The sequence below is a fragment of the Nitratireductor sp. GCM10026969 genome (assembly GCF_042660605.1).
GTDB lineage: Bacteria > Pseudomonadota > Alphaproteobacteria > Rhizobiales > Rhizobiaceae > Chelativorans.
In genome coordinates this window covers 1-23,009 of sequence record NZ_JBHSUM010000018.1, presented here as the reverse complement: position 1 = coordinate 23,009, position 23,009 = coordinate 1, and the positions used below count along the sequence as shown (strand labels likewise).

Below are 23,009 nucleotides of genomic sequence, written 5' to 3'. Positions count from 1 at the left end.
TCTCGACAAGGGCGGGCATGGCCGCCGACTGACCTGATTTCAGGAAGTGGCGCCCCTATAGCATCGCCGCGCTGCTTGGCAAAGGCGCCGGATACGCCGCTTTACCAGATGCGCGGAAGCGGCTAACAGCAGCGTCATGGCAGGGACAGACAAACAGCGCGAAATGCTCGCGGACGGCCCGGCGATCATCCTGGTCGAGCCGCAACTGGGCGAGAATATCGGCATGGTGGCGCGCGCCATGGCCAATTTCGGCCTGGCGGAATTGCGCCTCGTCAATCCGCGCGACGGCTGGCCCAACGAGAAGGCGCGCGCGGCTGCCAGCCGCGCCGACCATGTGATCGATGCCGTGAAAGTTTATGGCGATCTCGCCGAGGCGGTCGCCGACCTCAATTTCGTGCACGCGACCACCGCCCGGCCGCGCGACAATTTCAAGCCGGTGCGCGGGCCGGTGGAGGCGGCGACCGATCTGCGCGCGCGCCATGAAGGCGGCCAGAAGACCGGGATCCTGTTCGGCCGCGAGCGCTGGGGGCTGACCAACGAGGAGGTGGCGATGGCCGACGAGATCGTCACCTTCCCGGTCAATCCGGCCTTTGCTTCGCTGAATATCGCCCAGGCCGTGCTGCTCATGTCGTATGAATGGATGCAATCGGCCCCTCAGGGCGCGGTGCTGCCGAAGCCGCCCGAACAGACGCCGGCGACGAAAGAGCATCTGGAGAGCCTGATGGGCTATCTCGACCACGTGCTTTCCGAGCGCGGTTATTTCCGCACCGAGGACAAGAAGCCGAAGATGATGGACAATCTGCGCGCGCTCTTCACGCGGCCGGGCTTCACGGTGGAGGAACTCGCCGTGCTGCGCGGCGTGCTGACGTCTCTGGAGAAGTTCTCGCCAAGGAAGCCGAAGGGCGGGGTGAGGGAATGATTTCTGAGCGTGTCGAATGGCCGGACACTTTCCCCGTCTCGCCTCGTCATCCCGGAAGCCGGAGCGGATGCGGAGGCTGTCCGGGATCCATTCCGGAACTTGGACGCGTCACGGAATGGATCCCGGCTCGCGGGCGCTTGCGCTCCCTTGGCCGGGATGACGAAACACGCGAGGCAGACACGCGACGTAGAGTGCGGTCTTTGCGTCCGTTTCGCGCGTCATGATGCCGGAGCAGGCGAGGAACGGCCCGATCCTTTTCTTCGATTCGGGCATCGGCGGCCTGTCGGTGGTGAAGGAAGCGCGGGTGCTCCTGCCCGAGCACGCGTATGTCTATGTGGCGGATGACGCCGCCTTCCCGTATGGCGCGTGGGAGGAAGATGCGCTCAGGGCGCGGCTCGTCGCCTTGTTCGGGGAACTGATTGCTCGCTTCTCCCCGGCGCTCGTTGTGATTGCCTGCAACACTGCCTCCACGCTGGCGATTGCGGACCTGCGCGCGGCCTTTCCCGACCAACCTTTCGTCGGCACGGTGCCGGCGATCAAGCCGGCGGCCGAGCGCACCCGCTCCGGGCTGGTCTCGGTGCTTGCCACGCCGGGAACGGTGCGGCGGCAATATACGCGCGACCTCATCAGCGCCTATGCCGCGAAGTGCCACGTGCGCCTGGTGGGCAGCGAAAATCTCGCCCGGCTTGCCGAGCAATATATGCGCGAGGGGTTCGTCGACGAGGACGCGGTGCGTGCGGAGATCGCGCCCTGTTTCGTGGAACATGAGGGGCGGCGCACCGATATCGTGGTGCTGGCCTGCACGCACTATCCCTTCCTGGTCAACCGCATGCGCAAGACCGCGCCGTGGCCGGTGGACTGGATCGATACATCCGAGGCGATCGCCCGCCGCGCCCTGTCGCTCGCCGTCACCCTGCCGCCGCCGCGCAAAATGCCGGTTCGGGACATCGCTGTCTTCACCTCCGGGCAAGCGCTGCCACCCCTGCGCCGGCTCATTTCCGGCTTCGGCTTTTCGCTGGATGAAGTGGCCATGCCGGAGGCGGGAGAACCCGGCTAGGTGCCTCAGGCCGCACCTGCAACGAACGCCTCGATCCCATCGGCGACGAACTGCACGGCAAGCGCGGCCAGGACGAGCCCGAGCAGGCGGGTGAGGATGGAGCGGCCGGTCTCGCCGAGAACCGCATCGATGCGGTCGGCCAGCACGAAGACGAGATAGGTGACGGCGATCACCACGGCGATGATGAGCGAAAGCGCGGCCTGGGCGAGGGGGCCGCTGAAGCCGCCCGAAAGCAGCACCGCCGCCGAGATCGCGCCCGGCCCGGCGATCAGGGGGATGGCGAGGGGAAAGACCGCGACGTTGCGGATCATGTCTTGCGTAATCGCCCGTTCGGCGCTTCGTTCATGCCGTTCCTGGCGGCGCTCGAAGATCATTTCGAAGGCGATGTAGAAGAGAAGCAGGCCACCGGCGATGCGGAAGGCGGGAAGCGTGATTCCCAGGACAGAGAGGATCGCGCTGCCGGCAAGCGCGAAGAGGAGAAGCACGCCGAGGCCGATGACGCTCGCCCGCACCGCCACCTGATTGCGCTCAACGCGGTTCATGCCGGCCGTGACGGCAAGGAAGAGCGGCGCCAGCCCCGCCGGATCCACCGTGACCAGGAGCGTCACGAAGGCGTTCAGGAAGGCGTCGAAAGGCGGCATCGGCGGCTTTTTCCCCTTTTTGCGGCGTGATTTTGCCGCAGTGCGGCACCGGCTTCGGCGAAACTGATGCTGCGTGTGCGAATGAAGCTCATATCTCGTTGAATTTTCGTATCATTTCTGCGGTGAATATTGATTGCGTGCGTTTGGAGTCTGCGCCTCACTTCCTATATAAGGAATGCATGATTCTCAGAGCTGATGTGATCCGTTTTGACTGACCAGACGACGCCGCGCGGGCCGGACGAGCCCGACGACATCGAACCTATCTCGATCATCGAGGAAATGCAGCGCTCCTATCTCGATTACGCCATGAGCGTGATCGTGAGCCGGGCACTGCCGGATGTGCGTGACGGGCTTAAGCCCGTGCACCGGCGCATTCTCTACGCCTCCCACGAGAGCGGCTATCACTGGAACCGCAAATACGTGAAGTCGGCGCGCCCCGTTGCCGACGTGATGGGTAAGTACCATCCCCACGGCGACGCGGCGATCTACGACGCCCTGGTGCGCATGGCGCAGCCCTGGTCCATGCGCCTGCAGCTGATCGACGGGCAGGGCAATTTCGGCTCGATCGACGGCGATCCGCCGGCGGCCATGCGCTACACCGAGGCGCGGCTGACCAAGGGCGCGCACGAGCTTCTGGAAGACATCGACAAGGAAACGGTCGACTGGCGCGACACCTATGACGGTGCGGCGCAGGAGCCGGATGTGCTTCCGGCGCGCTTTCCCAATCTTCTGGTGAACGGCTCCGGCGGCATCGCCGTCGGCATGGCGACGAATATTCCGCCGCACAATCTGGCAGAAGTGATCGATGGCTGCGTGGCGCTGATCGACGATCCGGCGATCGAGCTTTCGCGCCTCATGGAAATCATCCCGGGGCCGGACTTTCCGACCGGCGGCATCATTCTCGGCCGTTCGGGCATTCACAGCGCCTATTCGACCGGGCGCGGCTCCGTCATCATGCGCGGCAAGGCCGAGATCGAGCAGATCCGCGGCGAGCGCGAAGCGATTATCGTCAGCGAGGTGCCTTACCAGGTCAACAAGGCGCAGATGATCGAGAAGATGGCCGAGCTCGTGCGCGACAAGCGCATCGAGGGCATCTCCGATATCCGCGACGAAAGCGACCGGCAGGGCTATCGCGTGGTCGTGGAACTGAAGCGCGACGCCAACGCCGATGTGGTGCTCAACCAGCTCTATCGGTTCACGCCGCTGCAGACCTCCTTCGGCACCAACATGGTGGCGCTCAACGGCGGCAAGCCGGAGCAGATGACGCTGCTCGACGTCCTGCGTGCCTTCGTCGCCTTCCGCGAAGACGTGGTCAGCCGGCGCACGAAATATCTCCTCCGCAAGGTCCGCGATCGGGCGCATGTGCTGGTGGGCCTCGCCATCGCCGTGGCCAATATCGACGAGGTCATCAATCTGATCCGCCGCGCACCGGATCCGCAGACGGCGCGCGACCAGCTCATGGAGCGGCGCTGGCCGGCACATGAGGTGGAGGCGCTGATCACGCTCATCGCCGATCCGCGCCACAAGGTGAACGAGGACGGGACCTACAACCTTTCCGAGGAGCAGGCCCGCGCCATCCTGGACCTGCGCCTGCAGCGCCTCACAGCACTCGGCCGCGACGAAATCGCCGACGAATTGAACAAGATCGGCGCCCAGATCAAGGATTACCTCGAAATCCTGTCCTCGCGAGCGCGCATCCAGCAGATGGTCAAGGACGAACTCACCGCCGTGCGCGACGAGTTCGGCACGCCCCGGCGCACCGAGATCACCGACGGCGGCGCCGACATGGAAGACGAGGACCTGATCCAGCGCGAGGACATGGTCGTTACCGTCACCCACAAGGGCTACATCAAGCGCGTGCCGCTCTCGATCTATCGGGCGCAGGCGCGTGGCGGCAAGGGCCGCTCGGGCATGTCGACCAAGGACGAGGATTTCGTCACCCGCCTGTTCGTCGCCAGCACGCACACACCGATCCTCTTCTTCTCCTCGCGCGGCATCGTCTACAAAGAGAAGGTCTGGCGCCTGCCGGTGGGCACGCCGCAATCGGTCGGCAAGTTCCTGCGCAACATGCTGCCGCTGCAGGAGGGCGAGCGCATCACCTCCATCATGCCGCTCCCCGAGGACGAAGAGAGCTGGGGCGCGCTGGACGTGATGTTCGCCACCACGCGCGGAACGGTCCGGCGCAACAAGCTGTCCGACTTCACGCAGGTGAACCGCAACGGCAAGATCGCCATGAAGCTGGAGGAGGAGAGCGACGAAATCCTCGGCGTCTATACCTGCACAGAAGACGACGACGTGCTGCTGACTGCCGCTTCCGGCCAGTGCATCCGGTTTGCCGTCACCGACGTGCGCGTCTTTGCCGGGCGCAACTCCATCGGCGTGCGCGGCATCAACCTGCCCGACGGCGACCGGATCATTTCGATGGCGATCCTCGGCCATGTCGAGGCGACACCGGCCGAACGTGCAGCCTATCTCAAGCAGGCCGCGGCCGAGCGCCGGCTCGCCAATGGCGGCGAGGAGGATGAAATTGCGCTCACCAACGAGGATGTGGGCGAAGAGACCGTTCTGTCGCCCGAGCGCTACGAGGAACTGAGGGCGCGCGAGCAACTGGTGCTCACCGTCAGCGAACTGGGCTATGGCAAGCGTTCGTCTTCCTATGATTTCCGTGTCATCGGCCGTGGCGGCAAGGGCATCCGGGCAACCGACGTGTCGAAGCGTGAGGAAATCGGTGCGCTGATCGCCGCCTTCCCGGTGGCACCGGAGGATCAGATCATGCTGGTCTCGAACGCGGGGCAGGTGATTCGCGTACCGGTCACCGGGATCCGCATCGCCAGCCGCGCGACCAAGGGCGTGACCATCTTCAACACGGCCCAGGGCGAGCGTGTCGTCTCCGTCGAGCGGATCTCCGAGCCGCAGAACGGAGAGGACGAGACGGGCGAGGCCGTTTCCCCCGCGCCGGAAGCCGGTCCGCCGCAGGGACAAGAGGGCAACACCTAGGGGGTGTTAGGGCGTGAAAGGGCTCGGACTTGAGCAGGTGGGCCCGTATGTTTCGGTTCGACCGTCATCGGCGGGGACGCTGACGATCCGGCCTTTTGACGGGTCGCGCTGCGCTTCATGGCGGAGGCCGAAGGCGGTGGCGATCAGCATTGTGAGGGTCATCGTGGCTGCGAGGGTAAAGATCAGCATCGGTCTGGCTCCTTTTGCGCAGTAACGGGCGAGGACTCGTTTTGGTTTCATGGCCACGCCCCCACGACCGCGATAATGACAGGCCGGTGCTAACATCGACTGAACAGGCCATATATCCTGTGTTCATGCGGGATCACCGCATGCTTATACGCTCCATCTTGTCTTCGCTCCGCGGCTGTGGCTTTGTCCCTGCATGGACGTGAGGAACGCGCTGATGCCCGAATATGCCGCCATGCTCTCCTATATCGCCGCCTGCGTGGCGATCGTCGTCGTGCCGGGGCCGTCGGTCACGGTGATCGTGGCGAATTCGATACGCCACGGCGCGCGCGCAGGCCTGCTCAATGTTCTGGGCACGCAGATCGGCCTTGCACTGATGATCGCGGTGCTGGCGTTCGGCCTTGCGGCGATCGTCGGCGCAATGGGCAGTGTTTTCGAGATCCTGCGGCTGGTCGGAGCGGCCTACCTCATATGGCTCGGCATCCGAATGTGGCGCTCGGGGGGTTCGTCCCTCCAGCCGGCGGCGGCCCAGCCGGCCGGCCGGTCCTTCGTCCTGCAGGGGTTCGTTGTCATCTGGTCGAACCCCAAGGCGCTCCTTTTCTTCGGCGCCTTCATTCCGCAGTTCATCGATCCGGCGGGCGGGGCCGTCTGGCAGACGGTGCTTTTGGGCGCGATCTTCATGGGCGTGGCGACCGTGTGCGATTCGCTCTATGCCTTCGCCGCCGGCGGGGCCGGGGCGCGCCTCACCCGGGCGCGCGTGAAACTGGCCGAGCGCATCGCCGGAAGCTGTCTGATCGGCGGTGGTCTCTGGCTGGCGCTGTCGCGGCGTTGAAGGGCCGGTGAATTGCCTTGACCGGCGAAGCGGGCTAAAGCTCCGGCCATGACAAAGCGCACAGCCTTCTATGCCGGCTCCTTCGACCCGCTCACCAATGGCCACCTGGATGTCCTGAAGGCGGCTCTTACGGTGGCGGACACGATCGTCGTCGGGATCGGCGTCCACCACGGAAAAAAGCCGCTCTTTTCCTATGAGGAGCGCGTCGACCTCATCGAGCGGTGGGCGGCGAGCGATCTCGGGGGCGATGCCGACCGCATCAAGGTGGTGGCCTTCGACAATCTCGTCGTCGATGCCGCCCGCAATAACGGTGCCTCCATCATCATAAGGGGCCTGCGCGACGGAACCGACCTCGACTACGAAATGCAGATGGCCGGCATGAACGAGACCATGTCGCCCGACCTGCAGACGGTGTTCCTGCCGGCAAGCCCCTCGGTGCGCACCATCACCGCCACGCTCGTGCGGCAGATCGCATCCATGGGCGGGGACATCACGCCTTTCGTTCCGGCGGTTGTCGCCGGTGCGCTGAAGGCCAAATTCACCCGTTGAAGACCATATTTCCGGAGAGACCGCGATGCGCCCGTTGAATTTCGCCGCCCCGTTCTGCCTTGCCGCCGGCCTTTTCATGACCCTGTCGGCCGCGCAAGCCGCCGAGCCGGAGAACACGCTGGTGATCGAATTGGAGAGCGGCGAGGTGGAAATCGCGCTGCGCCCCGACCTGGCGCCCCAGCATGTGGAGCGCATCAAGCAGCTCGCGCGCGCCGGCGAATATGACAACGTCGCCTTCCACCGGGTGATCGACGGTTTCATGGCCCAGACCGGCGACGTGGAATTCGGCGACATGGAGAACGGTTTCGACCCGCAAAGGGCGGGCACCGGCGGCTCGGCGCATCCCGACCTGCCGGCGGAGTTCTCCGACGCGCCCTTCGAGCGCGGCACGGTCGGCATGGCACGGGCTCAGGACCCGAACTCGGCCAATTCCCAGTTCTTCATCATGTTCGCGCCGGCGCAACACCTGAACGGCAGCTACACCGTGGTGGGCCAGGTGGAAACCGGCATGGAGCATGTCGACCAACTCAAGAAGGGCGATCCCGCCCGCAACGGTTCGGTCGAAGACCCCGACCGGATGGAACGCGTCTACATCGCGGCAGACGAATAAGAGGAAAGAAGCGTCTCATGGCCGATATCAAGGATCCCGAAAACACCATCGTCATGGAAACCACAAAGGGAAAGGTGGTCATCCAGCTTCTCCCGGACGTGGCTCCAGCCCATGTGGAGCGCATCAAGGCGCTTTCGCGCGAGGGCTTTTACGACGGGGTGGTCTTCCACCGCGTCATCGACGGCTTCATGGCGCAGACCGGCGACCCGACGGGCACGGGTACGGGCGGCTCGGACAAGCCGGACCTCAAGGCCGAGTTCTCCAACACCGCGCATGAGCGGGGTACCTGCTCGATGGCGCGCTCCCAGAACCCGAACTCTGCCAATTCGCAGTTCTTCATCTGCTTCGACCGGGCACCGTGGCTCGACCGGCAGTACTCGGCCTGGGGCCAGGTGATCGAGGGCATGGACAATGTCGACAAGATCAAGCGCGGCGAGCCGGTGCGCGAGCCCGACACCATCGTCTCCATGCGCGTGGCGGCGGACCTTTGATCGATGAGACGGCTTGCCGCCGCACTTGCGATCTCCATCGCCGCGGTAGGGTCGGCTTCGGCGACCGGCAGCCTTGAATGCACGGCGCCGGATGCTGATGTGTCGGTGAAACTGACAATCGGCAGCCTGCCGGTGCTGGCGGTGGTCGGTGCGGAAATCGAGGCGAACGGCGCGCGGTGGGCACTCGATGGAGGCGGCGAAACCGCAATCGCCGTCGGCCAGGCTTTTCGCGAAGCGGGCGCGTTGCGGGTCGACTTCACCGATCCCAATGTCGAGCGGGTGGTTGCCGAGCTCAGGCTCTTCTCGGCCGCAGAAGAACGGGACATGGCGATGGCCGGCACGCTGCGTATTACAGGCGAGGGCGCCTGGGCGCTCACCTGCACCGGGCCATAGGGCGAGAGTATCGTGCGTGTCGAGCTTTTCGATTTCGATCTGCCCGAAGAGCGGATTGCGCTGAGGCCCGCCAGCCCGCGCGATTCTGCACGGCTTCTGGTGGTGCGCCCCGGCGAAACCCTGGAAGACGCGACCGTGCGCGACCTGCCTGGGCTGCTTCAGCCCGGCGATGCGCTGGTCTTCAACGATACCAAGGTCATTCCGGCTCGCCTTTCCGGCATCCGCCGGCGCGGCGAGGCGGTCGCCCATATCGAGGCGACGCTGCATATGCGCGTCGGACCGGATCGCTGGAAGGCTTTCCTGAAGCCGGCTAAGCGCGTCGCGGTCGGTGAGCGCATCCAGTTCGGCCATGACGGAGAGAGCTGTTTCCTTGGCACGCTTGAGGCGACGGTCGCGGAAAAGGGCGAGGGCGGAGAGGCGCTGCTCGTCTTCGATTTTTCCGGCCCCGTGCTGGACGAGGCGATCGCCGCGGCCGGCCATATGCCGCTGCCGCCCTATATCGCCTCGAAACGTTCTGACGACGAGCGGGACCGCGCCGACTATCAGACCGTTTATGCCCGCGAGGAGGGCGCTGTCGCCGCACCCACCGCCGGGCTGCACTTCACGCGGGAACTGTTTGGCGCCCTGGACGCCGCAGGCATCGAGCGCCACTTCGTGACGCTTCATGTGGGGGCCGGCACCTTCCTGCCGGTGAAGGCGGAAGACACCGAGGCGCACAGGATGCACGCGGAATGGGGAGAGGTGGACAGCGAGACCGCAACCGCGCTCAATGCCGTGCGGGCGAGGGGCGCGCGCGTCGTCGCCGTAGGCACGACATCGCTGCGCCTCCTTGAGAGCGCCGCCATGGAGACGGGCGAGCTTGCCGGCTGGTCCGGCGAGACGGACATCTTCATCACGCCGGGCTACCGATTCCGCGCGGTCGATATCCTGATGACGAACTTCCATCTGCCCCGCTCGACACTTTTCATGCTGGTTTCGGCCTTCAGCGGCCTGGAGACGATGAAGGCGGCCTACCGGCATGCCATCGATGAGGGCTACCGCTTCTATTCCTACGGCGATGCCAGCCTGCTTTTCAGGGACGACAGGTGAGCGAGACATTCACATTCCGCGTGCTGGCCGAGGACGGCGCGGCCCGGCGTGGCGAGATTTCCATGCCGCGCGGCACGGTGCGCACCCCGGCCTTCATGCCGGTGGGCACCGGCGGCACGGTCAAGGCCATGTATATGGACCAGGTGCGGGCGCTTGGCAGCGACATCATCCTGGGCAACACCTATCACCTGATGCTGAGGCCCGGCGCGGAGCGGGTCGCCCGGCTCGGCGGGCTGCACGACTTCGCCCGCTGGCCCTATCCGATCCTGACCGATTCCGGCGGCTTCCAGGTCATGTCGCTCGCCGCGCTCAGAAAGGTGCGGGAGAAAGGTGTGACCTTCCGCTCGCATGTGGACGGGCAGGTCTTCGAAATGTCGCCGGAACGCTCCATCGAGATCCAGGGTCTGCTCGATTCGGACATCCAGATGCAGCTCGACGAGTGCGTGCGCCTGCCCGCGGCGCGCGACGAGGTCGAGCGCGCCATGGAGCTTTCGCTGCGCTGGGCGGAGCGCTGCAAGGCGGCCTTCGGCGATCAGCCGGGCAAGGCGATGTTCGGCATCGTGCAGGGCGGCGTCGACCTGCGCCTCAGGGCACGCTCGGCGTCCGCACTCTCCACCATGGATATCAAAGGCTATGCGGTGGGCGGACTAGCGGTCGGCGAGCCGCAGGAAACGATGCTCGAGATTCTCGATGCGACATGCCCGGCGCTGCCGGCGAACAAGCCGCGCTATCTGATGGGCGTGGGCACGCCCGACGATATCCTGAAATCGGTGGCACGCGGCATCGACATGTTCGACTGCGTGATGCCGACCAGGGCAGGGCGCCATGGGCTCGCCTATACGCGGCGCGGCAAGGTCAATCTGAAGAATGCGCGCCACGCCGACGACCCGCGCCCGCTGGACGAGGAAAGCGACTGCGCGGCAGCGCGCGACTATTCCCGTGCCTATCTTCACCACCTGGTGAAGTCCGGCGAGGCGCTCGGTGCCATGCTGCTCACCTGGAACAATCTCGCCTATTATCAAAGCCTCATGGCCGATATACGGGCGGCGATCGAAGCGGGGCGGCTGTCCGAGCGCGCCGCAGAAATCCAGGATGAATGGGCGCGCGGCGATTTGCCGGCTTTGTAAAACCTGAAGCACTGCTGCACGCCCCTTTCCCCGATTTTCGTTTCTGCTATAAAAAAGAAAAACGAAAGCCGGGAAGACATGTTTCTCGCCCCACGCCATGAGGAAATCCTTCAGCTCGCCAAGGAGTACGGGCGCGTCGTGGTCGACGATCTGGCCGAGCGTTTCCGGGTCACGCCGCAGACGATCCGCAAGGATCTCAACGACCTGTGCGAACAGAGGCTGTTGACGCGCATCCACGGCGGGGCGCTCCTGCCCTCGGGCGTCGAGAACATGGAATACGAGGCGCGGCGCGAGCTTGCGGCCGAAGAAAAGCGTGCAATCGGCCGCGCCGCCGCCGGCCTCATCCCCGACAAGGCATCCCTCTTCATCAATATCGGGACCACCACCGAGGCTGTCAGCGATGCGCTCCTCGACCACAGCGACCTGATGGTGATCACCAATAACATCAATGTTGCCAACAGGATGCGGGTCTATCCCGCCTTTGAGGTGATCATCGCCAGCGGTGTCGTGCGCGGTTCCGACGGTGGCATCGTGGGCGAGGCGGCGGTCGATTTCATTCGCCAGTTCAAGGTGGACTACGCGGTGATCGGCGTTTCGGCGATCGATGAGGATGGAGCGCTCTTCGATTTCGATTTCCGCGAGGTGAAGGTCGCCCAGGCCATCATCGCCAACGCGCGCCATGTCATCCTGGTCTCCGATTCCACCAAGTTCGAACGCAGTGCGCCGGTGCGCATCGGCCATGTTTCGCAGGTCCACACCTTCATCACCGACCGCTGTCCAAGCACGGCCTTCGGAGAGATCTGCCGCGATGCCGGCGTGCGCCTCCTCGAGGCCTTCCCCTGACGGCCGCTGTATTCCTTTGACATTCGCAATATTTTCGTTTTAGTTTCGCTTTTACGGGAGGCATGACGCTCGTTTCGGGAGGATTCATTGGGCGACAGTCCGGTCCACGACCTGTTCGTCATCGGCGGGGGCATAAACGGCTGTGGCATCGCCAGGGATGCCGCAGGACGCGGCTATTCGGTCGCGCTCGCCGAGATGAAGGATCTGGGCAGCGGCACCTCGTCCGCCTCCACCAAGCTCATCCATGGCGGCCTGCGCTATCTGGAATATTACGAGTTCCGCCTTGTGCGCGAGGCGCTAATGGAGCGCGAGGTTCTGTGGCGCAACGCACCGCACATCATCTGGCCGATGCGCTTCATCCTGCCCCTGCACAAGGGCCTGCGCCCCGGCTGGCTCATCCGCCTCGGCCTTTTCCTGTATGACCATATCGGCGGGCGAAAGCTCCTGCCGCCCACACGCACGCTCGACCTGCGCAGCGACCCCGCCGGCAAGGCGCTCAGGGCGAACTATCGGCGCGCCTTCGAATATTCCGACTGCTGGGTCAACGACGCGCGGTTGGTCGTCCTGAACGCCATGGACGCAAAGGAGAAGGGTGCGGAGATCCGCACGCGCACGAAGGTTGTCGGAGCGCGTGCCGAAGAAGGGATATGGCGCCTCACCTTGCGCGACCTGGAGAATGGGGCGCAGGGGGAAGTACGCGCCAGGATGGTGATCAACGCGGCCGGCCCCTGGGTCGACGAGGTGATTTCCGGCGCCCTCGGACGCAACACGGCGCACAATGTGCGCCTGGTGAAAGGCAGCCATGTCGTCATCCCCCGCAAGTTCGACGACCCGCGTGCCTTCTTCTTCCAGAACGCCGACGGGCGCATCTTCTTCGCCATTCCCTATGAGGAAGAGTTCACGCTGATCGGCACCACCGACCAGGATTTCGAGGGCGACCCCGCAGACGCCGAAATAAGCAAGGCGGAGATCGACTATCTCTGCGCGGCCGCCAGCGAATATTTCGCCGAGCAGGTGTCGCCCGCCGACATCGTCTGGAGCTTCGCCGGCGTGCGGCCGCTGTTCGATGACGGCGCCAGCAAGGCTCAGGAGGCCACGCGCGATTATGTGCTGAAGACCGACAGCGCGGCGGGCGCCCCCGTGCTGCATGTCTTCGGCGGCAAGATCACCACCTTCCGGCGGCTCGCCGAGTCGGCGCTTGACGAGATCGCAGAGGTTCTGGGTGCGCGGGGCAGCCCGTGGACGGCCGATGCGCCGCTGCCCGGCGGCGGTTTCGCCGTGACGGCGTTCGACGATCATGTCGCGGAGTTGCTGCGTGCATATCCCTTCCTCGAGGGTCGCCACGCCCGCCGTCTCGCCCGGCTGTACGGAACGCTGGCGCGTGATATTCTGGAGCAAGCGGCGGGGCCGGGTGATCTCGGCCGTCATTTCGGCGCGGATGTCTTCGAGGCGGAATTGCGCTATCTCGCAGCGCGCGAATGGGCGTGCACCGGCGAAGATGTGCTGTGGCGGCGCACCAAGCGCGGGCTGCGGCTAACACGCGAGGAGGCCAAGGCGGTGGACGCTTTCATGCGCGATCTCGGTGCCGTGCGAACAGAGGAAACGCGCGCGGCGGCCCCGCGAAGGCGCGCAAGCAGGGGAGGAAAACGTCGTGCTGGAGCTTCGTGACGTCTCCAAGACCGTCTCGGGCGAGCGGCACATCAGCGATGTCTCGCTCGCGCTGGAGGCGGGCTCGCTGAACGTGCTTCTCGGTCCCACGCTTGCCGGCAAGACGAGCCTGATGCGGCTGATGGCGGGGCTCGACCAGCCAACAGCGGGAACGGTGCACATGGACGGCGCCGATGTCACCGGCGTGCCGGTGCAGAGGCGCAGCGTGGCCATGGTCTACCAGCAGTTCATCAACTACCCGTCCATGACGGTCTACGAGAACATTGCCTCGCCGCTGCGCGTCGCCGGCACCGATCGCGCGACGCTCGACCGCAAGGTCCGCGAAGCCGCGGAGATGTTGCGGCTCACGCCCTATCTCGACCGGCAGCCGCTCGAGCTTTCCGGCGGCCAGCAGCAGCGCACCGCACTTGCCCGCGCCATCGTCAAGAACGCCCGTCTCGTGCTTCTCGACGAGCCGCTCGCCAATCTCGACTACAAGCTGCGCGAGGAGTTGCGTGCCGAGTTGCCGCGCATCTTCGCAGAGTCCGGCGCCATCTTCGTTTACGCGACCACCGAGCCGAGCGAGGCCCTGCTGCTCGGCGGCAAGACGGCGACCTTGAGCGAGGGCCGCGTAACCCAGTTCGGGCCCACGATCGAGGTGTTCCGCAACCCGGCCGATCTGCTGACGGCGCGGACCTTTTCGGATCCGCCGCTCAACACGATCGAGGTGGAAAAGAAGCAGAGCCGGTTCCTGCTCGACGGCGTCGGTGGACTGCCGGTCCCGCCGGCGCTGTCGGACCTGCGTGACGCGGTCTACACGCTGGGCTTTCGCCCACACCACCTTTCGCTGGAACCGCGCGGACAGGGCGCCATAGCGCTCGATGCGCGCGTGACGGTGACGGAGATCACCGGCTCGGAGAGCTTCGTCCACCTCGATTACACCGGCAATCCATGGGTGATGCTGGAGGAAGGCGTGCACCGCGTGAGCGGTGGTGAAAAACTTACGGTCTATCTCGATACGCGGCATCTGCTCGTCTTCGACGCCTCCGGGCGCAGCGCCGCGACCCATCGCGCGAGGGCCGCATGAGGAGGATCGGATGGCACGGCTGACACTGAAGGACATCCGTCATTCCTACACGCCCAACCCGGCGAGCGATGCCGACTACGCGCTGAAAAGGGTGGACCACGTCTTCGAGGATGGCGGCGCCTATGCGCTGCTCGGCCCGTCCGGCTGCGGCAAGACCACGCTGCTCAACATCATTTCCGGCATTCTCAGGCCGAGCGAGGGCGAAATCCACTTCGATACCTTGGATGTGACCGATCTGCCGACGGAAGAGCGCAACATCGCCCAGGTCTTCCAGTTCCCGGTCGTCTACGACACGATGACCGTCTACGACAATCTCGCCTTTCCGCTGCGCAACAGGCGCGTTCCGGAGGACGTGGTGGACCGCCGCGTGCGCGAGATCCTGGCCATGACCGGCCTGGAGGAGCGGGCAAAGCGCCGCGCCAAGGGGCTGACGGCGGACGACAAGCAGAAGATCTCGCTGGGTCGCGGCCTGGCGCGCCCTGATGTCAACGCCATCCTGTTCGACGAGCCTCTGACCGTCATCGATCCGCACATGAAGTGGACGCTGCGCACGCAGCTCAAGGAACTGCATCGCCGCTTCGGGCGCACCATGGTCTACGTCACGCATGACCAGACGGAGGCGCTTACCTTCGCCGATACGGTCGTGGTCATGTATGAGGGCGAAATCGTCCAGATCGGCACGCCGGAGGAACTGTTCGAACATCCGCGCCACACCTTTGTCGGCTATTTCATAGGCTCGCCGGGAATGAACCTGCTTCCGGCCGAATTTGATGGCGCCACGGTCCGGGTGGGCGGCCGGCCGGTGGCGCTGCCCGGCACCCCGCAGCGGCCGTCGGGCGAACGCATCGAACTCGGCATCCGGCCCGAGTTCGTCCGGCTCGGTCGCGAGGGTATGCCGGTATCCATCACCAAGGTGGAGGACATCGGCCGCCGGAAGATCGTTCATGCCAGCCTCGAGGGCGAGACGATCGCCGCCATCGTCAAGGAGGATATGGAGATCCCGGCCGAGCCGCATGTCGTCTTCGATCCGGCGCATCTTAATCTCTATGCCGATTCCTGGCGCGTGGAACTGGAGGGCCGTCCATGAAGACCTGGAACAACAGGGCCTGGTTCATGGTGCTGCCGGTCCTGGCGCTGGTGGCGTTCAACGCCGTCATCCCGCTGATGACGGTCGTCAACTACTCGGTGCAGGAGACCTTCGGCAACAACGTCTTCTTCTTCGAGGGCGTGCGCTGGTACGAGGAGGTGCTGGCCTCTCCCCGCTTTCACGCCGCCCTTTCCAGACAGTTCCTGTTCACGTTCCTGATTCTCGCCATCGAGATTCCGCTGGGCGTCGCCGTCGCGCTCGCCATGCCGCGTTCCGGCCCTTGGGTGTCGGTCTGCCTTGTGTTCATGGCGCTGCCGCTCCTGATCCCGTGGAACGTCGTCGGCGCCATGTGGAATATCTTCGCGTTGCCTGAGATCGGGCTGCTCGGTTACTCCGTCAATGCGCTTGGCATCGACTATAATTTCACCCAGCAGCCGCTCTCGGCCTGGATCACCGTCGTTCTGATGGATGTCTGGCATTGGACGTCGCTGGTCGTGTTGCTCGCCTATGCCGGGCTGCGCTCAATCCCCGACGCCTACTACCAGGCTGCCAAGATCGACGGCGCCTCGCGGCTCGCCGTCTTCCGCTATATACAGCTTCCGAAGATGAACCGGGTGCTCACCATCGCCGTTCTGCTGCGCTTCATCGACTCCTTCATGATCTACACCGAGCCCTTCGTTCTGACCGGCGGCGGACCGGGCAACGCGACCACCTTCTTGTCCATCGACCTGGTGAAGGCGGCCCTTGGCGAGTTCAACCTGGGCATCGCCGCGGCCATGAGCATCATCTACTTCCTGATGACACTGCTCGTCTGCTGGGTCTTCTACACCGCCATGACCAACTATGACGCGGAGCGCTGAGATGTCCCAGGCAAAGCAGGATACGGCACGCGACCGCACCATGCTTCTGCGAACCCGCCCCGGAGACAAGTCCGTCGATCGCGCTGAAACCCACGCGCCAGCGGCAAGTGCCCGGCGCCGTTCTGGGAGACGGCGCGCGTTCTGGTGGGTTGTGCCCACGCTCTACATCATCTTCCTGATGCTGCCGATCTACTGGCTTCTCAACATGTCGTTCAAGACGACCAATGAGATCCTCGGCGGCTTCAGCCTGTGGCCCCGGAACTTCACGCTGGCGAGCTATCAGGAGATCCTCACCAATCCCGTCTGGTACAATGGCTACATAAGCTCCATCAGCTATGTGCTCATAAACACGGTCATCTCCGTCACGGCAGCGCTCCCGGCCGCTTACGCCTTCTCGCGCTACCGCTTCCTGGGCGACAAGCACCTGTTCTTCTGGCTGCTCACCAATCGCATGGCACCGCCGGCGATCTTTGCGCTGCCATTCTATCAGCTCTATTCGGCGATCGGCCTGTTCGACACGCCCTGGGCCGTGGCGCTGGCGCACTGCCTGTTCAACATCCCGCTGGCAGTGTGGATCCTGGAGGGCTTCATGTCCGGCGTGCCGAAGGAGATCGACGAGACGGCTTATATCGACGGTTACTCCTGGCCGCGCTTCTTCGTGAAGATCTTCATGCCGCTCATCGCCTCCGGGATCGGTGTCACCGCTTTCTTCTGCTTCATGTTCTCCTGGGTTGAGCTGCTACTGGCCAAGACGCTGACGTCGGTCGCCGCCAAGCCCATCGCAGCGGTCATGACGCGCACGGCAAGCACGTCCGGATATGAACTCGGACTGTTGGCGGCCGCCGGCGTTCTCACGATCATCCCGGGCGCGGTCGTGATCTACTTCGTGCGCAACTACATCGCCAAGGGCTTCGCCCTCGGGCGTGTCTGAAGGGAGTTGGATTGGTGGAGCTGGAAAACTGAGATGATGGTGCTCCTTCGCATCGGTCTTTCCATTCGGCCGAACACAGTCGGGAGCGATCTGCTCTGGCAGGGAGGAAGGTAATGGATCTCACATGGATGGCCTGGACCTGGCAGACGGCGATCTTCTTCGCCATGATCGCCCTCATGCTCCTCGGCATGATGGTCTGGGAGTATGTCTCGCCTGGAGGGGCCCCGCGCGTCGGGGTCTTGCGCTTCGAGACGACGCGCGGCGATCGGCTTTTTATCTCGCTTCTCGCCACCGCCTACATCCATCTGGGCTGGCTGGCCCTTACCGACGTTTCGCTCTGGGGCGCCACGATCGTTTCGATTGCCTTCGCAGTCGCCGTCTTCCGCTGGGTGTGAGGAGGACGGCCATGAATCGCTTGCGGCATATGGAGAACCGGTACCGATCCGGACCGTGGCCGCTGGCGCTACCGGCGAGCACCGCGCGCCTCCCGCGCGAGGGCGGGGCGCTTGCCACATACGACGTCCGTAGGAGAACTTTTTGTTGGGAGGAATGAGAATGAGATCGCATTTGAAGGTATCGGTGGCAGCCTTTGCCCTGCTTGGCTTTTCGGGCCAGGCCTGGGCGGACATGGCCGCCGCGGAGAGGTGGATCGACGAGGAGTTCCAGCCTTCTGTCTTGAGCCGGGAGGAGCAACTCGCCGAGATGGAGTGGTTCATCCAGGCGGCGGAGCCCTTCCAGGGAATGGAGATCAACGTGCTGTCGGAGACGATCCCGACGCACAGCTATGAATCGGAGGTCCTTACGAAGGCTTTCGAGGAGATCACCGGCATCACGGTCAACCACCAGCTCCTCGGCGAAGGCGAGGTCGTGCAGGCGGTGCAGACGCAGATGCAGACCAACCGCAACCTCTATGATGCCTATGTCAACGATTCGGACCTGATCGGCACGCATTCGCGTTTGCAGAGCGCGGTCAACCTGACCGACTGGATGGAAGGCGAGGGCGCCGACGTCACCAATCCGGGCCTCGATATCGAGGACTTCATCGGCATCTCGTTCACCACCGGCCCGGACGGCAAGGTCTGGCAGCTGCCAGACCAGCAGTTCGCCAACCTCTACTGGTACCGCAAGGACTGGTTCGACCGGCCGGAGCTGCAGGAGCAGTTCAAGGAGATCTACGGCTACGATCTCGGTGTTCCGGTCAACTGGTCGGCCTATGAGGACATCGCCGAGTTCTTCACTGAGCACGTGAAGGAGATCGACGGTGTGCGTGTCTACGGCCACATGGACTACGGCAAGCGTGCGCCCGATCTCGGCTGGCGCATGACCGACGCTTGGCTCTCCATGGCCGGCACCGGCGACAAGGGCCTGCCGAACGGCCGGCCGGTCGACGAGTGGGGCATACGCATGGAGGAAGGCTCCTGCAACCCCGCCGGCGCTTCCGTCGAACGCGGCGGTGCGGCGAACGGTCCGGCGGCGGTCTACGCGATTGCCAAGTGGGACGAATGGCTGCGCGAATACGCACCTCCGGGTGCCGCCAGCCTCGACTTCTATCAGTCGCTGCCCGCGCTCAGCCAGGGCAACGTGGCCCAGCAGATCTTCTGGTACACCGCCTTCACCGCCGACATGGTGAAGCCGCAGAGCGAGGGCAACAACACGGTTGATGAGGAGGGCAATCCGCTCTGGCGCATGGCGCCGTCCCCGCACGGGCCCTATTGGGAAGAGGGCATGAAGATCGGCTATCAGGATGCAGGCTCCTGGACGCTCTTCAACTCCACGCCCGTCGACCGGCGCAAGGCGGCCTGGCTCTATGCCCAGTTCGTCACCTCCAAGACGGTGGACACCAAGAAGAGCCATGTCGGTCTCACCATCATCCGGGATTCGACCATCAACCACGAATCCTTCACCGAGCGCGCGCCGAAGCTCGGCGGCCTGGTCGAGTTCTACCGCTCGCCCGACCGTGTGATGTGGACGCCGACCGGCGTCAACGTGCCGGATTATCCGAAGCTGGCGCAGATCTGGTGGCAGCAGATCGGCGATGTGAATTCCGGTGCCTTCACACCGCAGGAGGCGATGGATCGCCTAGCCTTGGAGATGGACCAGACCATGGCGCGCATGCAGCAGGCCGACGAGCAGGCCGACATCTATGGCGGCTGTGGCCCGCGCCTCAACGAGCCGCAGGACGCCGAACACTGGCTTTCCCAGCCCGGCGCGCCGAAGCCGAAGCTCGAAAACGAAAAGCCTCAGGGCGAAACCATCGCCTATGAGGAGATCGTCAAGCGCTGGCAGTAGCCATTGCTGCCTTGATACCATGCAACGATCCGTGAAGGCGGCGACGGCCGCCTTCACTTCGCGATGAAGAGTTTGGAGGAAGGCATGAGCGGGTTCGTCTTGGCCATCGACCAGGGAACGACGTCGAGCCGGGCCATTGTCTTCGATGACAAGATGCAAGCCGTGGGTACGGGCCAGCAGGAGTTCCCGCAGCACTATCCGGCCTCGGGTTGGGTCGAGCACGACCCGGAGGACATCTGGACGAGCGTCGTGGCGACGGTGAAAGCCGCACTGGCCGACACGGGGCTCGAGGCAAGCGATATCGCCGCCATCGGCATCACCAACCAGCGCGAGACGGTGGTGATCTGGGACCGCGAAACCGGCAAGCCCGTGCACAACGCCATCGTCTGGCAGGACCGGCGAACCGCCGCGCTGTGCGAGAAGCTGAAGGGAGAGGGGCTGGAAGAGACCTTCACGGCCAGAACCGGCCTTCTGCTCGACCCCTATTTCTCCGGGACGAAATTCGCCTGGCTTCTGGAAAACGTGGACGGCGCGCGCCAGCGCGCGGAGCGTGGCGAACTCCTGGCCGGGACGATCGACACCTTTCTCATCTGGCGGCTGACCGGCGGGCGCGCACATGTGACCGATGCGACGAACGCCTCGCGTACGCTGCTTTACGATATCGGCAAGAACGCATGGGACGATGAACTGCTTTCGATCCTCGGCGTGCCGCGCGCGCTCCTGCCCGAGGTCAAGGACACGGCCGACGATTTCGGCGTGACCGACAGGGCGCTCTTCGGCGCCGAAATTCCCATTCTGGGCGTTGCCGGCGACCAGCAGGCGGCGACCATCGGCCAGGCCTGCTTTGAGCCGGGCATGCTGAAATCAACTTACGGCACCGGCTGCTTTGCCGTGCTGAACACGGGCGACACGCTCGTGCACTCGAAAAACCGTCTGCTGACGACCATCGCCTATCGCCTCGACGGCAAGACGACCTACGCGCTGGAGGGTTCGATCTTCGTCGCCGGCGCGGCCGTTCAATGGCTGCGCGACGGCTTGAAGGTCATCGAGACGGCCGCCGATTCCGGCACGCTGGCCGACGCGGCCGATCCCACCCAGGACGTCTATCTCGTACCGGCCTTCGTCGGTCTCGGTGCGCCGCACTGGGACGCCGAGGCGCGCGGGGCGATCTTTGGCCTCACCCGCAACACCGGTCCCGCCGAATTCGCCCGCGCCGCGCTGGAATCGGTGGTCTTCCAGACGCGCGATCTGCTCGAGGCCATGCGCAAGGACTGGCCGGACGGGGCGGAGACCAAGGTCCTGCGCGTCGACGGCGGCATGGTCGCGAGCGACTGGACCATGCAGTGCCTGGCCGACATCCTCGACGCGCCGGTCGACCGGCCGACGGTGCTGGAAACCACCGCGCTCGGGGCAGCCTGGCTCGCCGGCTCGCGTGCGGGTGTTTGGCCGGGAATGGATGCTTTCGCGGAGCGCTGGGCGCTCGACCGCCAATTCACGCCTGGGATGGACGAGGCGGTGCGCGAACGCAAGCTGAAGGGCTGGCGCGATGCCGTGCGCCGCACGCTGACGCGCGGGGAATGAGGGCGCGCGCAAGTCTCCAGCCTTTCCGTATGGCTGATTAAACGCGGCGGCACCTGCCGCCGCTATCTCTCCCCGAACACCCGCGCGAAGATCGTGTCCACGTGCTTGGTGTGGTAGCCGAGATCGAACTTCTCGCGGATTTCGTCCTCGGAAAGTGCGGCGCGCACGTCCTTGTCGGCGAGCAGTTCTTCCAGGAAATCGGCGCCCTGTTCCCAGACCTTCATGGCGTTGCGCTGCACCAGCCGGTAGGCGTCCTCACGGCTGACCCCCGCCTGGGTGAGCGCCAAAAGCACGCGCTGCGAGTGCACGAGTCCGCGAAAACGGTGGAGGTTCTTCTCCATGGCGTCCGGATAGACGAGGAGCTTTTCCATCATGCCGGTGAGGCGGGCGAGCGCGAAATCGAGGGTCACCGTGGCATCCGGTCCGATCATGCGCTCGACGGAGGAATGGGAGATGTCGCGCTCGTGCCACAGCGCCACGTTTTCCAGCGCCGGCACGGCGTAGGCGCGCACCATGCGGGCAAGCCCGGTAAGGTTTTCCGAAAGCACCGGATTGCGCTTGTGCGGCATGGCGGAAGAGCCTTTCTGGCCCGGCGAGAAATATTCCTCCGCCTCCAGCACCTCTGTGCGCTGCAGGTGGCGAACCTCGACGGCCAGCCGCTCGATCGAAGAAGCGATGACGGCCAGCGTGGCGAAGAACATGGCGTGCCGGTCACGCGGGATGACCTGGGTGGAGACGGGTTCCGGCTTCAGGCCCATCTTCTCGGCAACATGCGCCTCGACCCGCGGGTCGATATTGGCGAAGGTGCCGATGGCCCCGGAAATGGCGCAGGTGGCGACCTCCTCGCGCGCGTTGACGAGCCGCGCGCGGCAGCGGTCGAACTCCGCATAAGCCTGCGCCAGCTTCAGCCCGAAGGTGGTCGGCTCGGCATGGATGCCGTGGCTGCGGCCGATGGTGATGGTGTCCTTGTGCTCATGGGCGCGTTTCTCGAGCGCGGCGAGGAGAGCGTCCATGTCGGCCAGAAGGATGTCGGCCGCGCGCACGAGTTGGACGTTGAAGCAGGTGTCGAGCACGTCGGAGGAGGTCATGCCCTGGTGCACGAAGCGCGCCTCGGGGCCGACAATTTCGGCCAGATGCGTCAGAAAGGCGATGACGTCGTGCTTGGTCTCGCGCTCGATCTCGTCGATGCGGTCGATGTCGAAGTCGGCCTTGCCGCCTTTCTCCCAGATCGTCCGCGCCGCTTCCTTGGGCACGATGCCGAGCTCGGCCATTGCATCGGCGGCGTGTGCCTCGATCTCGAACCAGATGCGGAACTTCGTTTCGGGCGACCAGATGGCGGCCATCTCGGGCCGCGAATAGCGCGGGATCATCGTCTGCCTGTCCTGTAAGAAAAGTCGTTGGCGGTGGTAGCAGACGGGTCGCCCAAGTCAACGCGGGCGGAGGGCAAACCACAGGCTGAAGGCCAAAAGGGCGGCCAGGCCATAGGGAAAATAGAGCCGCACACCGATCACGGCGAACTCATAGAGCCCCACCAGGACCGTGTAGAACAGCCAGATTCCCACTAGGTGGACGGAATGCCCGTGCCAGGAGGCGGCATCCAGCACGGACTGAAGCGCGAAGACGAGCCCCGTTGCTCCAAGCGTTGCGAAACCGAGCAGCAGGAGGAAAATCAAGAAGCGCCGAAACCGGCCGCCGCCGCGCGCGGCCGGTCGGGCGAAGAAAAGGGCGGCCGGAAAGGCGATCAGGGCGCCGAGCGCGAAACGTTCGGCAACCGCCGCCGCCCGTGCCAAATC

Annotated in this window: 22 protein-coding genes; 19 read left to right on the top strand and 3 right to left on the bottom strand. The window is 64.7% G+C overall.

Going from position 1 to position 23,009, the window contains the following annotated elements; translation table 11 throughout:
- Nucleotides 1-136: 136 nt before the first annotated feature.
- Together ACFP9U_RS06775 and murI are read left to right on the top strand one after the other, a co-directional pair.
- Entirely contained in the window at nucleotides 137-919 is a 783-nt protein-coding gene (locus ACFP9U_RS06775) for an RNA methyltransferase (protein WP_378620010.1), read from the top strand.
- 223 nt (nucleotides 920-1,142) lie between these two features.
- The gene (murI, locus tag ACFP9U_RS06770) at nucleotides 1,143-1,976 is read left to right on the top strand and encodes a glutamate racemase (RefSeq protein ID WP_378620008.1); all 834 of its coding nucleotides are present in this window, start codon (nucleotides 1,143-1,145) and stop codon (nucleotides 1,974-1,976) included.
- 5 nt (nucleotides 1,977-1,981) lie between these two features.
- Here the strand turns inward: murI and ACFP9U_RS06765 are convergent, their stop codons facing one another.
- The gene (locus ACFP9U_RS06765; protein ID WP_378620007.1) at nucleotides 1,982-2,617 is read right to left on the bottom strand and encodes a MarC family protein; all 636 of its coding nucleotides are present in this window, start codon (nucleotides 2,615-2,617) and stop codon (nucleotides 1,982-1,984) included.
- Nucleotides 2,618-2,824: 207 nt separating this feature from the next.
- On the opposite strand from ACFP9U_RS06765, the gene gyrA reads away from it, so the two are divergent.
- From gyrA to glpK, 17 genes are all read left to right on the top strand, one after another.
- A complete protein-coding gene (gene gyrA, locus ACFP9U_RS06760; RefSeq protein WP_378620004.1) occupies nucleotides 2,825-5,614 on the top strand; it encodes a DNA gyrase subunit A in 2,790 nt (929 codons plus the stop codon).
- 403 nt (nucleotides 5,615-6,017) lie between these two features.
- A complete protein-coding gene (locus ACFP9U_RS06755) occupies nucleotides 6,018-6,632 on the top strand; it encodes a LysE family translocator (RefSeq protein ID WP_378620001.1) in 615 nt (204 codons plus the stop codon).
- A gap of 48 nt (nucleotides 6,633-6,680) precedes the next feature.
- Nucleotides 6,681-7,181, top strand: a complete 501-nt coding sequence (gene coaD, locus ACFP9U_RS06750; protein WP_378619999.1) for a pantetheine-phosphate adenylyltransferase — start codon at nucleotides 6,681-6,683, stop codon at nucleotides 7,179-7,181.
- A gap of 25 nt (nucleotides 7,182-7,206) precedes the next feature.
- Nucleotides 7,207-7,791, top strand: a complete 585-nt coding sequence (locus ACFP9U_RS06745; RefSeq protein ID WP_378619998.1) for a peptidylprolyl isomerase — start codon at nucleotides 7,207-7,209, stop codon at nucleotides 7,789-7,791.
- A gap of 17 nt (nucleotides 7,792-7,808) precedes the next feature.
- The gene (locus ACFP9U_RS06740) at nucleotides 7,809-8,282 is read left to right on the top strand and encodes a peptidylprolyl isomerase (RefSeq protein ID WP_378619996.1); all 474 of its coding nucleotides are present in this window, start codon (nucleotides 7,809-7,811) and stop codon (nucleotides 8,280-8,282) included.
- Nucleotides 8,283-8,285: 3 nt separating this feature from the next.
- Nucleotides 8,286-8,675 carry a hypothetical protein gene (locus ACFP9U_RS06735; RefSeq protein WP_378619995.1) on the top strand — a complete coding sequence of 130 codons (390 nt, stop codon included), beginning with the start codon at nucleotides 8,286-8,288 and terminating at the stop codon, nucleotides 8,673-8,675.
- 12 nt (nucleotides 8,676-8,687) lie between these two features.
- Complete coding sequence (queA, locus tag ACFP9U_RS06730; RefSeq protein WP_378619993.1) at nucleotides 8,688-9,764, top strand: tRNA preQ1(34) S-adenosylmethionine ribosyltransferase-isomerase QueA; 1,077 nt, start codon at nucleotides 8,688-8,690, stop codon at nucleotides 9,762-9,764.
- Nucleotides 9,761-10,891 carry a tRNA guanosine(34) transglycosylase Tgt gene (tgt, locus tag ACFP9U_RS06725; protein WP_378619991.1) on the top strand — a complete coding sequence of 377 codons (1,131 nt, stop codon included), beginning with the start codon at nucleotides 9,761-9,763 and terminating at the stop codon, nucleotides 10,889-10,891. Before queA ends, tgt begins: the two co-directional genes overlap by 4 nt.
- Before the next feature lie 78 nt (nucleotides 10,892-10,969).
- Nucleotides 10,970-11,734, top strand: coding sequence for a DeoR/GlpR family DNA-binding transcription regulator (locus tag ACFP9U_RS06720; protein WP_378619990.1), 765 nt, complete (start codon nucleotides 10,970-10,972; stop codon nucleotides 11,732-11,734).
- Between the two features lie 87 nt (nucleotides 11,735-11,821).
- Nucleotides 11,822-13,402, top strand: coding sequence for a glycerol-3-phosphate dehydrogenase (gene glpD / locus ACFP9U_RS06715; protein WP_378619987.1), 1,581 nt, complete (start codon nucleotides 11,822-11,824; stop codon nucleotides 13,400-13,402).
- A complete protein-coding gene (locus ACFP9U_RS06710; protein WP_378619985.1) occupies nucleotides 13,386-14,468 on the top strand; it encodes an ABC transporter ATP-binding protein in 1,083 nt (360 codons plus the stop codon). The genes glpD and ACFP9U_RS06710 overlap by 17 nt, the downstream gene beginning before the upstream one ends.
- A 10-nt stretch (nucleotides 14,469-14,478) precedes the next feature.
- Nucleotides 14,479-15,555 (top strand): ABC transporter ATP-binding protein, encoded by a 1,077-nt coding sequence (locus ACFP9U_RS06705; protein ID WP_378619983.1) that lies wholly within the window; start codon nucleotides 14,479-14,481, stop codon nucleotides 15,553-15,555.
- Entirely contained in the window at nucleotides 15,552-16,415 is an 864-nt protein-coding gene (locus tag ACFP9U_RS06700) for a carbohydrate ABC transporter permease (protein WP_378619981.1), read from the top strand. The genes ACFP9U_RS06705 and ACFP9U_RS06700 overlap by 4 nt, the downstream gene beginning before the upstream one ends.
- A gap of 178 nt (nucleotides 16,416-16,593) precedes the next feature.
- On the top strand, nucleotides 16,594-17,346 hold the full coding sequence (locus ACFP9U_RS06695; protein WP_322450523.1) for a carbohydrate ABC transporter permease: 753 nt from the start codon (nucleotides 16,594-16,596) through the stop codon (nucleotides 17,344-17,346).
- A 113-nt stretch (nucleotides 17,347-17,459) separates the two neighbouring features.
- Nucleotides 17,460-17,741, top strand: a complete 282-nt coding sequence (locus ACFP9U_RS06690) for a DUF2160 domain-containing protein (RefSeq protein WP_378619980.1) — start codon at nucleotides 17,460-17,462, stop codon at nucleotides 17,739-17,741.
- 160 nt (nucleotides 17,742-17,901) lie between these two features.
- Complete coding sequence (locus ACFP9U_RS06685) at nucleotides 17,902-19,635, top strand: ABC transporter substrate-binding protein (RefSeq protein WP_378619978.1); 1,734 nt, start codon at nucleotides 17,902-17,904, stop codon at nucleotides 19,633-19,635.
- Nucleotides 19,636-19,719: 84 nt separating this feature from the next.
- The gene (glpK, locus tag ACFP9U_RS06680) at nucleotides 19,720-21,216 is read left to right on the top strand and encodes a glycerol kinase GlpK (RefSeq protein WP_378619976.1); all 1,497 of its coding nucleotides are present in this window, start codon (nucleotides 19,720-19,722) and stop codon (nucleotides 21,214-21,216) included.
- A 62-nt stretch (nucleotides 21,217-21,278) separates the two neighbouring features.
- Here glpK and purB read toward each other — a convergent pair whose 3' ends face one another.
- Together purB and ACFP9U_RS06670 are read right to left on the bottom strand one after the other, a co-directional pair.
- Nucleotides 21,279-22,586 carry an adenylosuccinate lyase gene (gene purB, locus ACFP9U_RS06675; protein WP_378619975.1) on the bottom strand — a complete coding sequence of 436 codons (1,308 nt, stop codon included), beginning with the start codon at nucleotides 22,584-22,586 and terminating at the stop codon, nucleotides 21,279-21,281.
- Nucleotides 22,587-22,643: 57 nt separating this feature from the next.
- Nucleotides 22,644-23,009 (bottom strand): hypothetical protein (locus ACFP9U_RS06670; RefSeq protein ID WP_378619974.1); only part of this gene is annotated, 366 nt, incomplete at its 5' end.

Coding starts and splice junctions, on each gene's coding strand:
- ACFP9U_RS06775 (WP_378620010.1), top strand. CDS start 137: ATGGCAGGGACAGACAAACAGCGCGAAATGCTCGCGGACGGCCCGGCG.
- murI (WP_378620008.1), top strand. CDS start 1,143: ATGCCGGAGCAGGCGAGGAACGGCCCGATCCTTTTCTTCGATTCGGGC.
- ACFP9U_RS06765 (WP_378620007.1), bottom strand. CDS start 2,617: ATGCCGCCTTTCGACGCCTTCCTGAACGCCTTCGTGACGCTCCTGGTC.
- ACFP9U_RS06755 (WP_378620001.1), top strand. CDS start 6,018: ATGCCCGAATATGCCGCCATGCTCTCCTATATCGCCGCCTGCGTGGCG.
- coaD (WP_378619999.1), top strand. CDS start 6,681: ATGACAAAGCGCACAGCCTTCTATGCCGGCTCCTTCGACCCGCTCACC.
- ACFP9U_RS06745 (WP_378619998.1), top strand. CDS start 7,207: ATGCGCCCGTTGAATTTCGCCGCCCCGTTCTGCCTTGCCGCCGGCCTT.
- ACFP9U_RS06740 (WP_378619996.1), top strand. CDS start 7,809: ATGGCCGATATCAAGGATCCCGAAAACACCATCGTCATGGAAACCACA.
- ACFP9U_RS06735 (WP_378619995.1), top strand. CDS start 8,286: ATGAGACGGCTTGCCGCCGCACTTGCGATCTCCATCGCCGCGGTAGGG.
- ACFP9U_RS06720 (WP_378619990.1), top strand. CDS start 10,970: ATGTTTCTCGCCCCACGCCATGAGGAAATCCTTCAGCTCGCCAAGGAG.
- ACFP9U_RS06705 (WP_378619983.1), top strand. CDS start 14,479: ATGGCACGGCTGACACTGAAGGACATCCGTCATTCCTACACGCCCAAC.
- ACFP9U_RS06700 (WP_378619981.1), top strand. CDS start 15,552: ATGAAGACCTGGAACAACAGGGCCTGGTTCATGGTGCTGCCGGTCCTG.
- ACFP9U_RS06695 (WP_322450523.1), top strand. CDS start 16,594: ATGCTGCCGATCTACTGGCTTCTCAACATGTCGTTCAAGACGACCAAT.
- ACFP9U_RS06690 (WP_378619980.1), top strand. CDS start 17,460: ATGGATCTCACATGGATGGCCTGGACCTGGCAGACGGCGATCTTCTTC.
- ACFP9U_RS06685 (WP_378619978.1), top strand. CDS start 17,902: ATGAGATCGCATTTGAAGGTATCGGTGGCAGCCTTTGCCCTGCTTGGC.
- glpK (WP_378619976.1), top strand. CDS start 19,720: ATGAGCGGGTTCGTCTTGGCCATCGACCAGGGAACGACGTCGAGCCGG.
- purB (WP_378619975.1), bottom strand. CDS start 22,586: ATGATCCCGCGCTATTCGCGGCCCGAGATGGCCGCCATCTGGTCGCCC.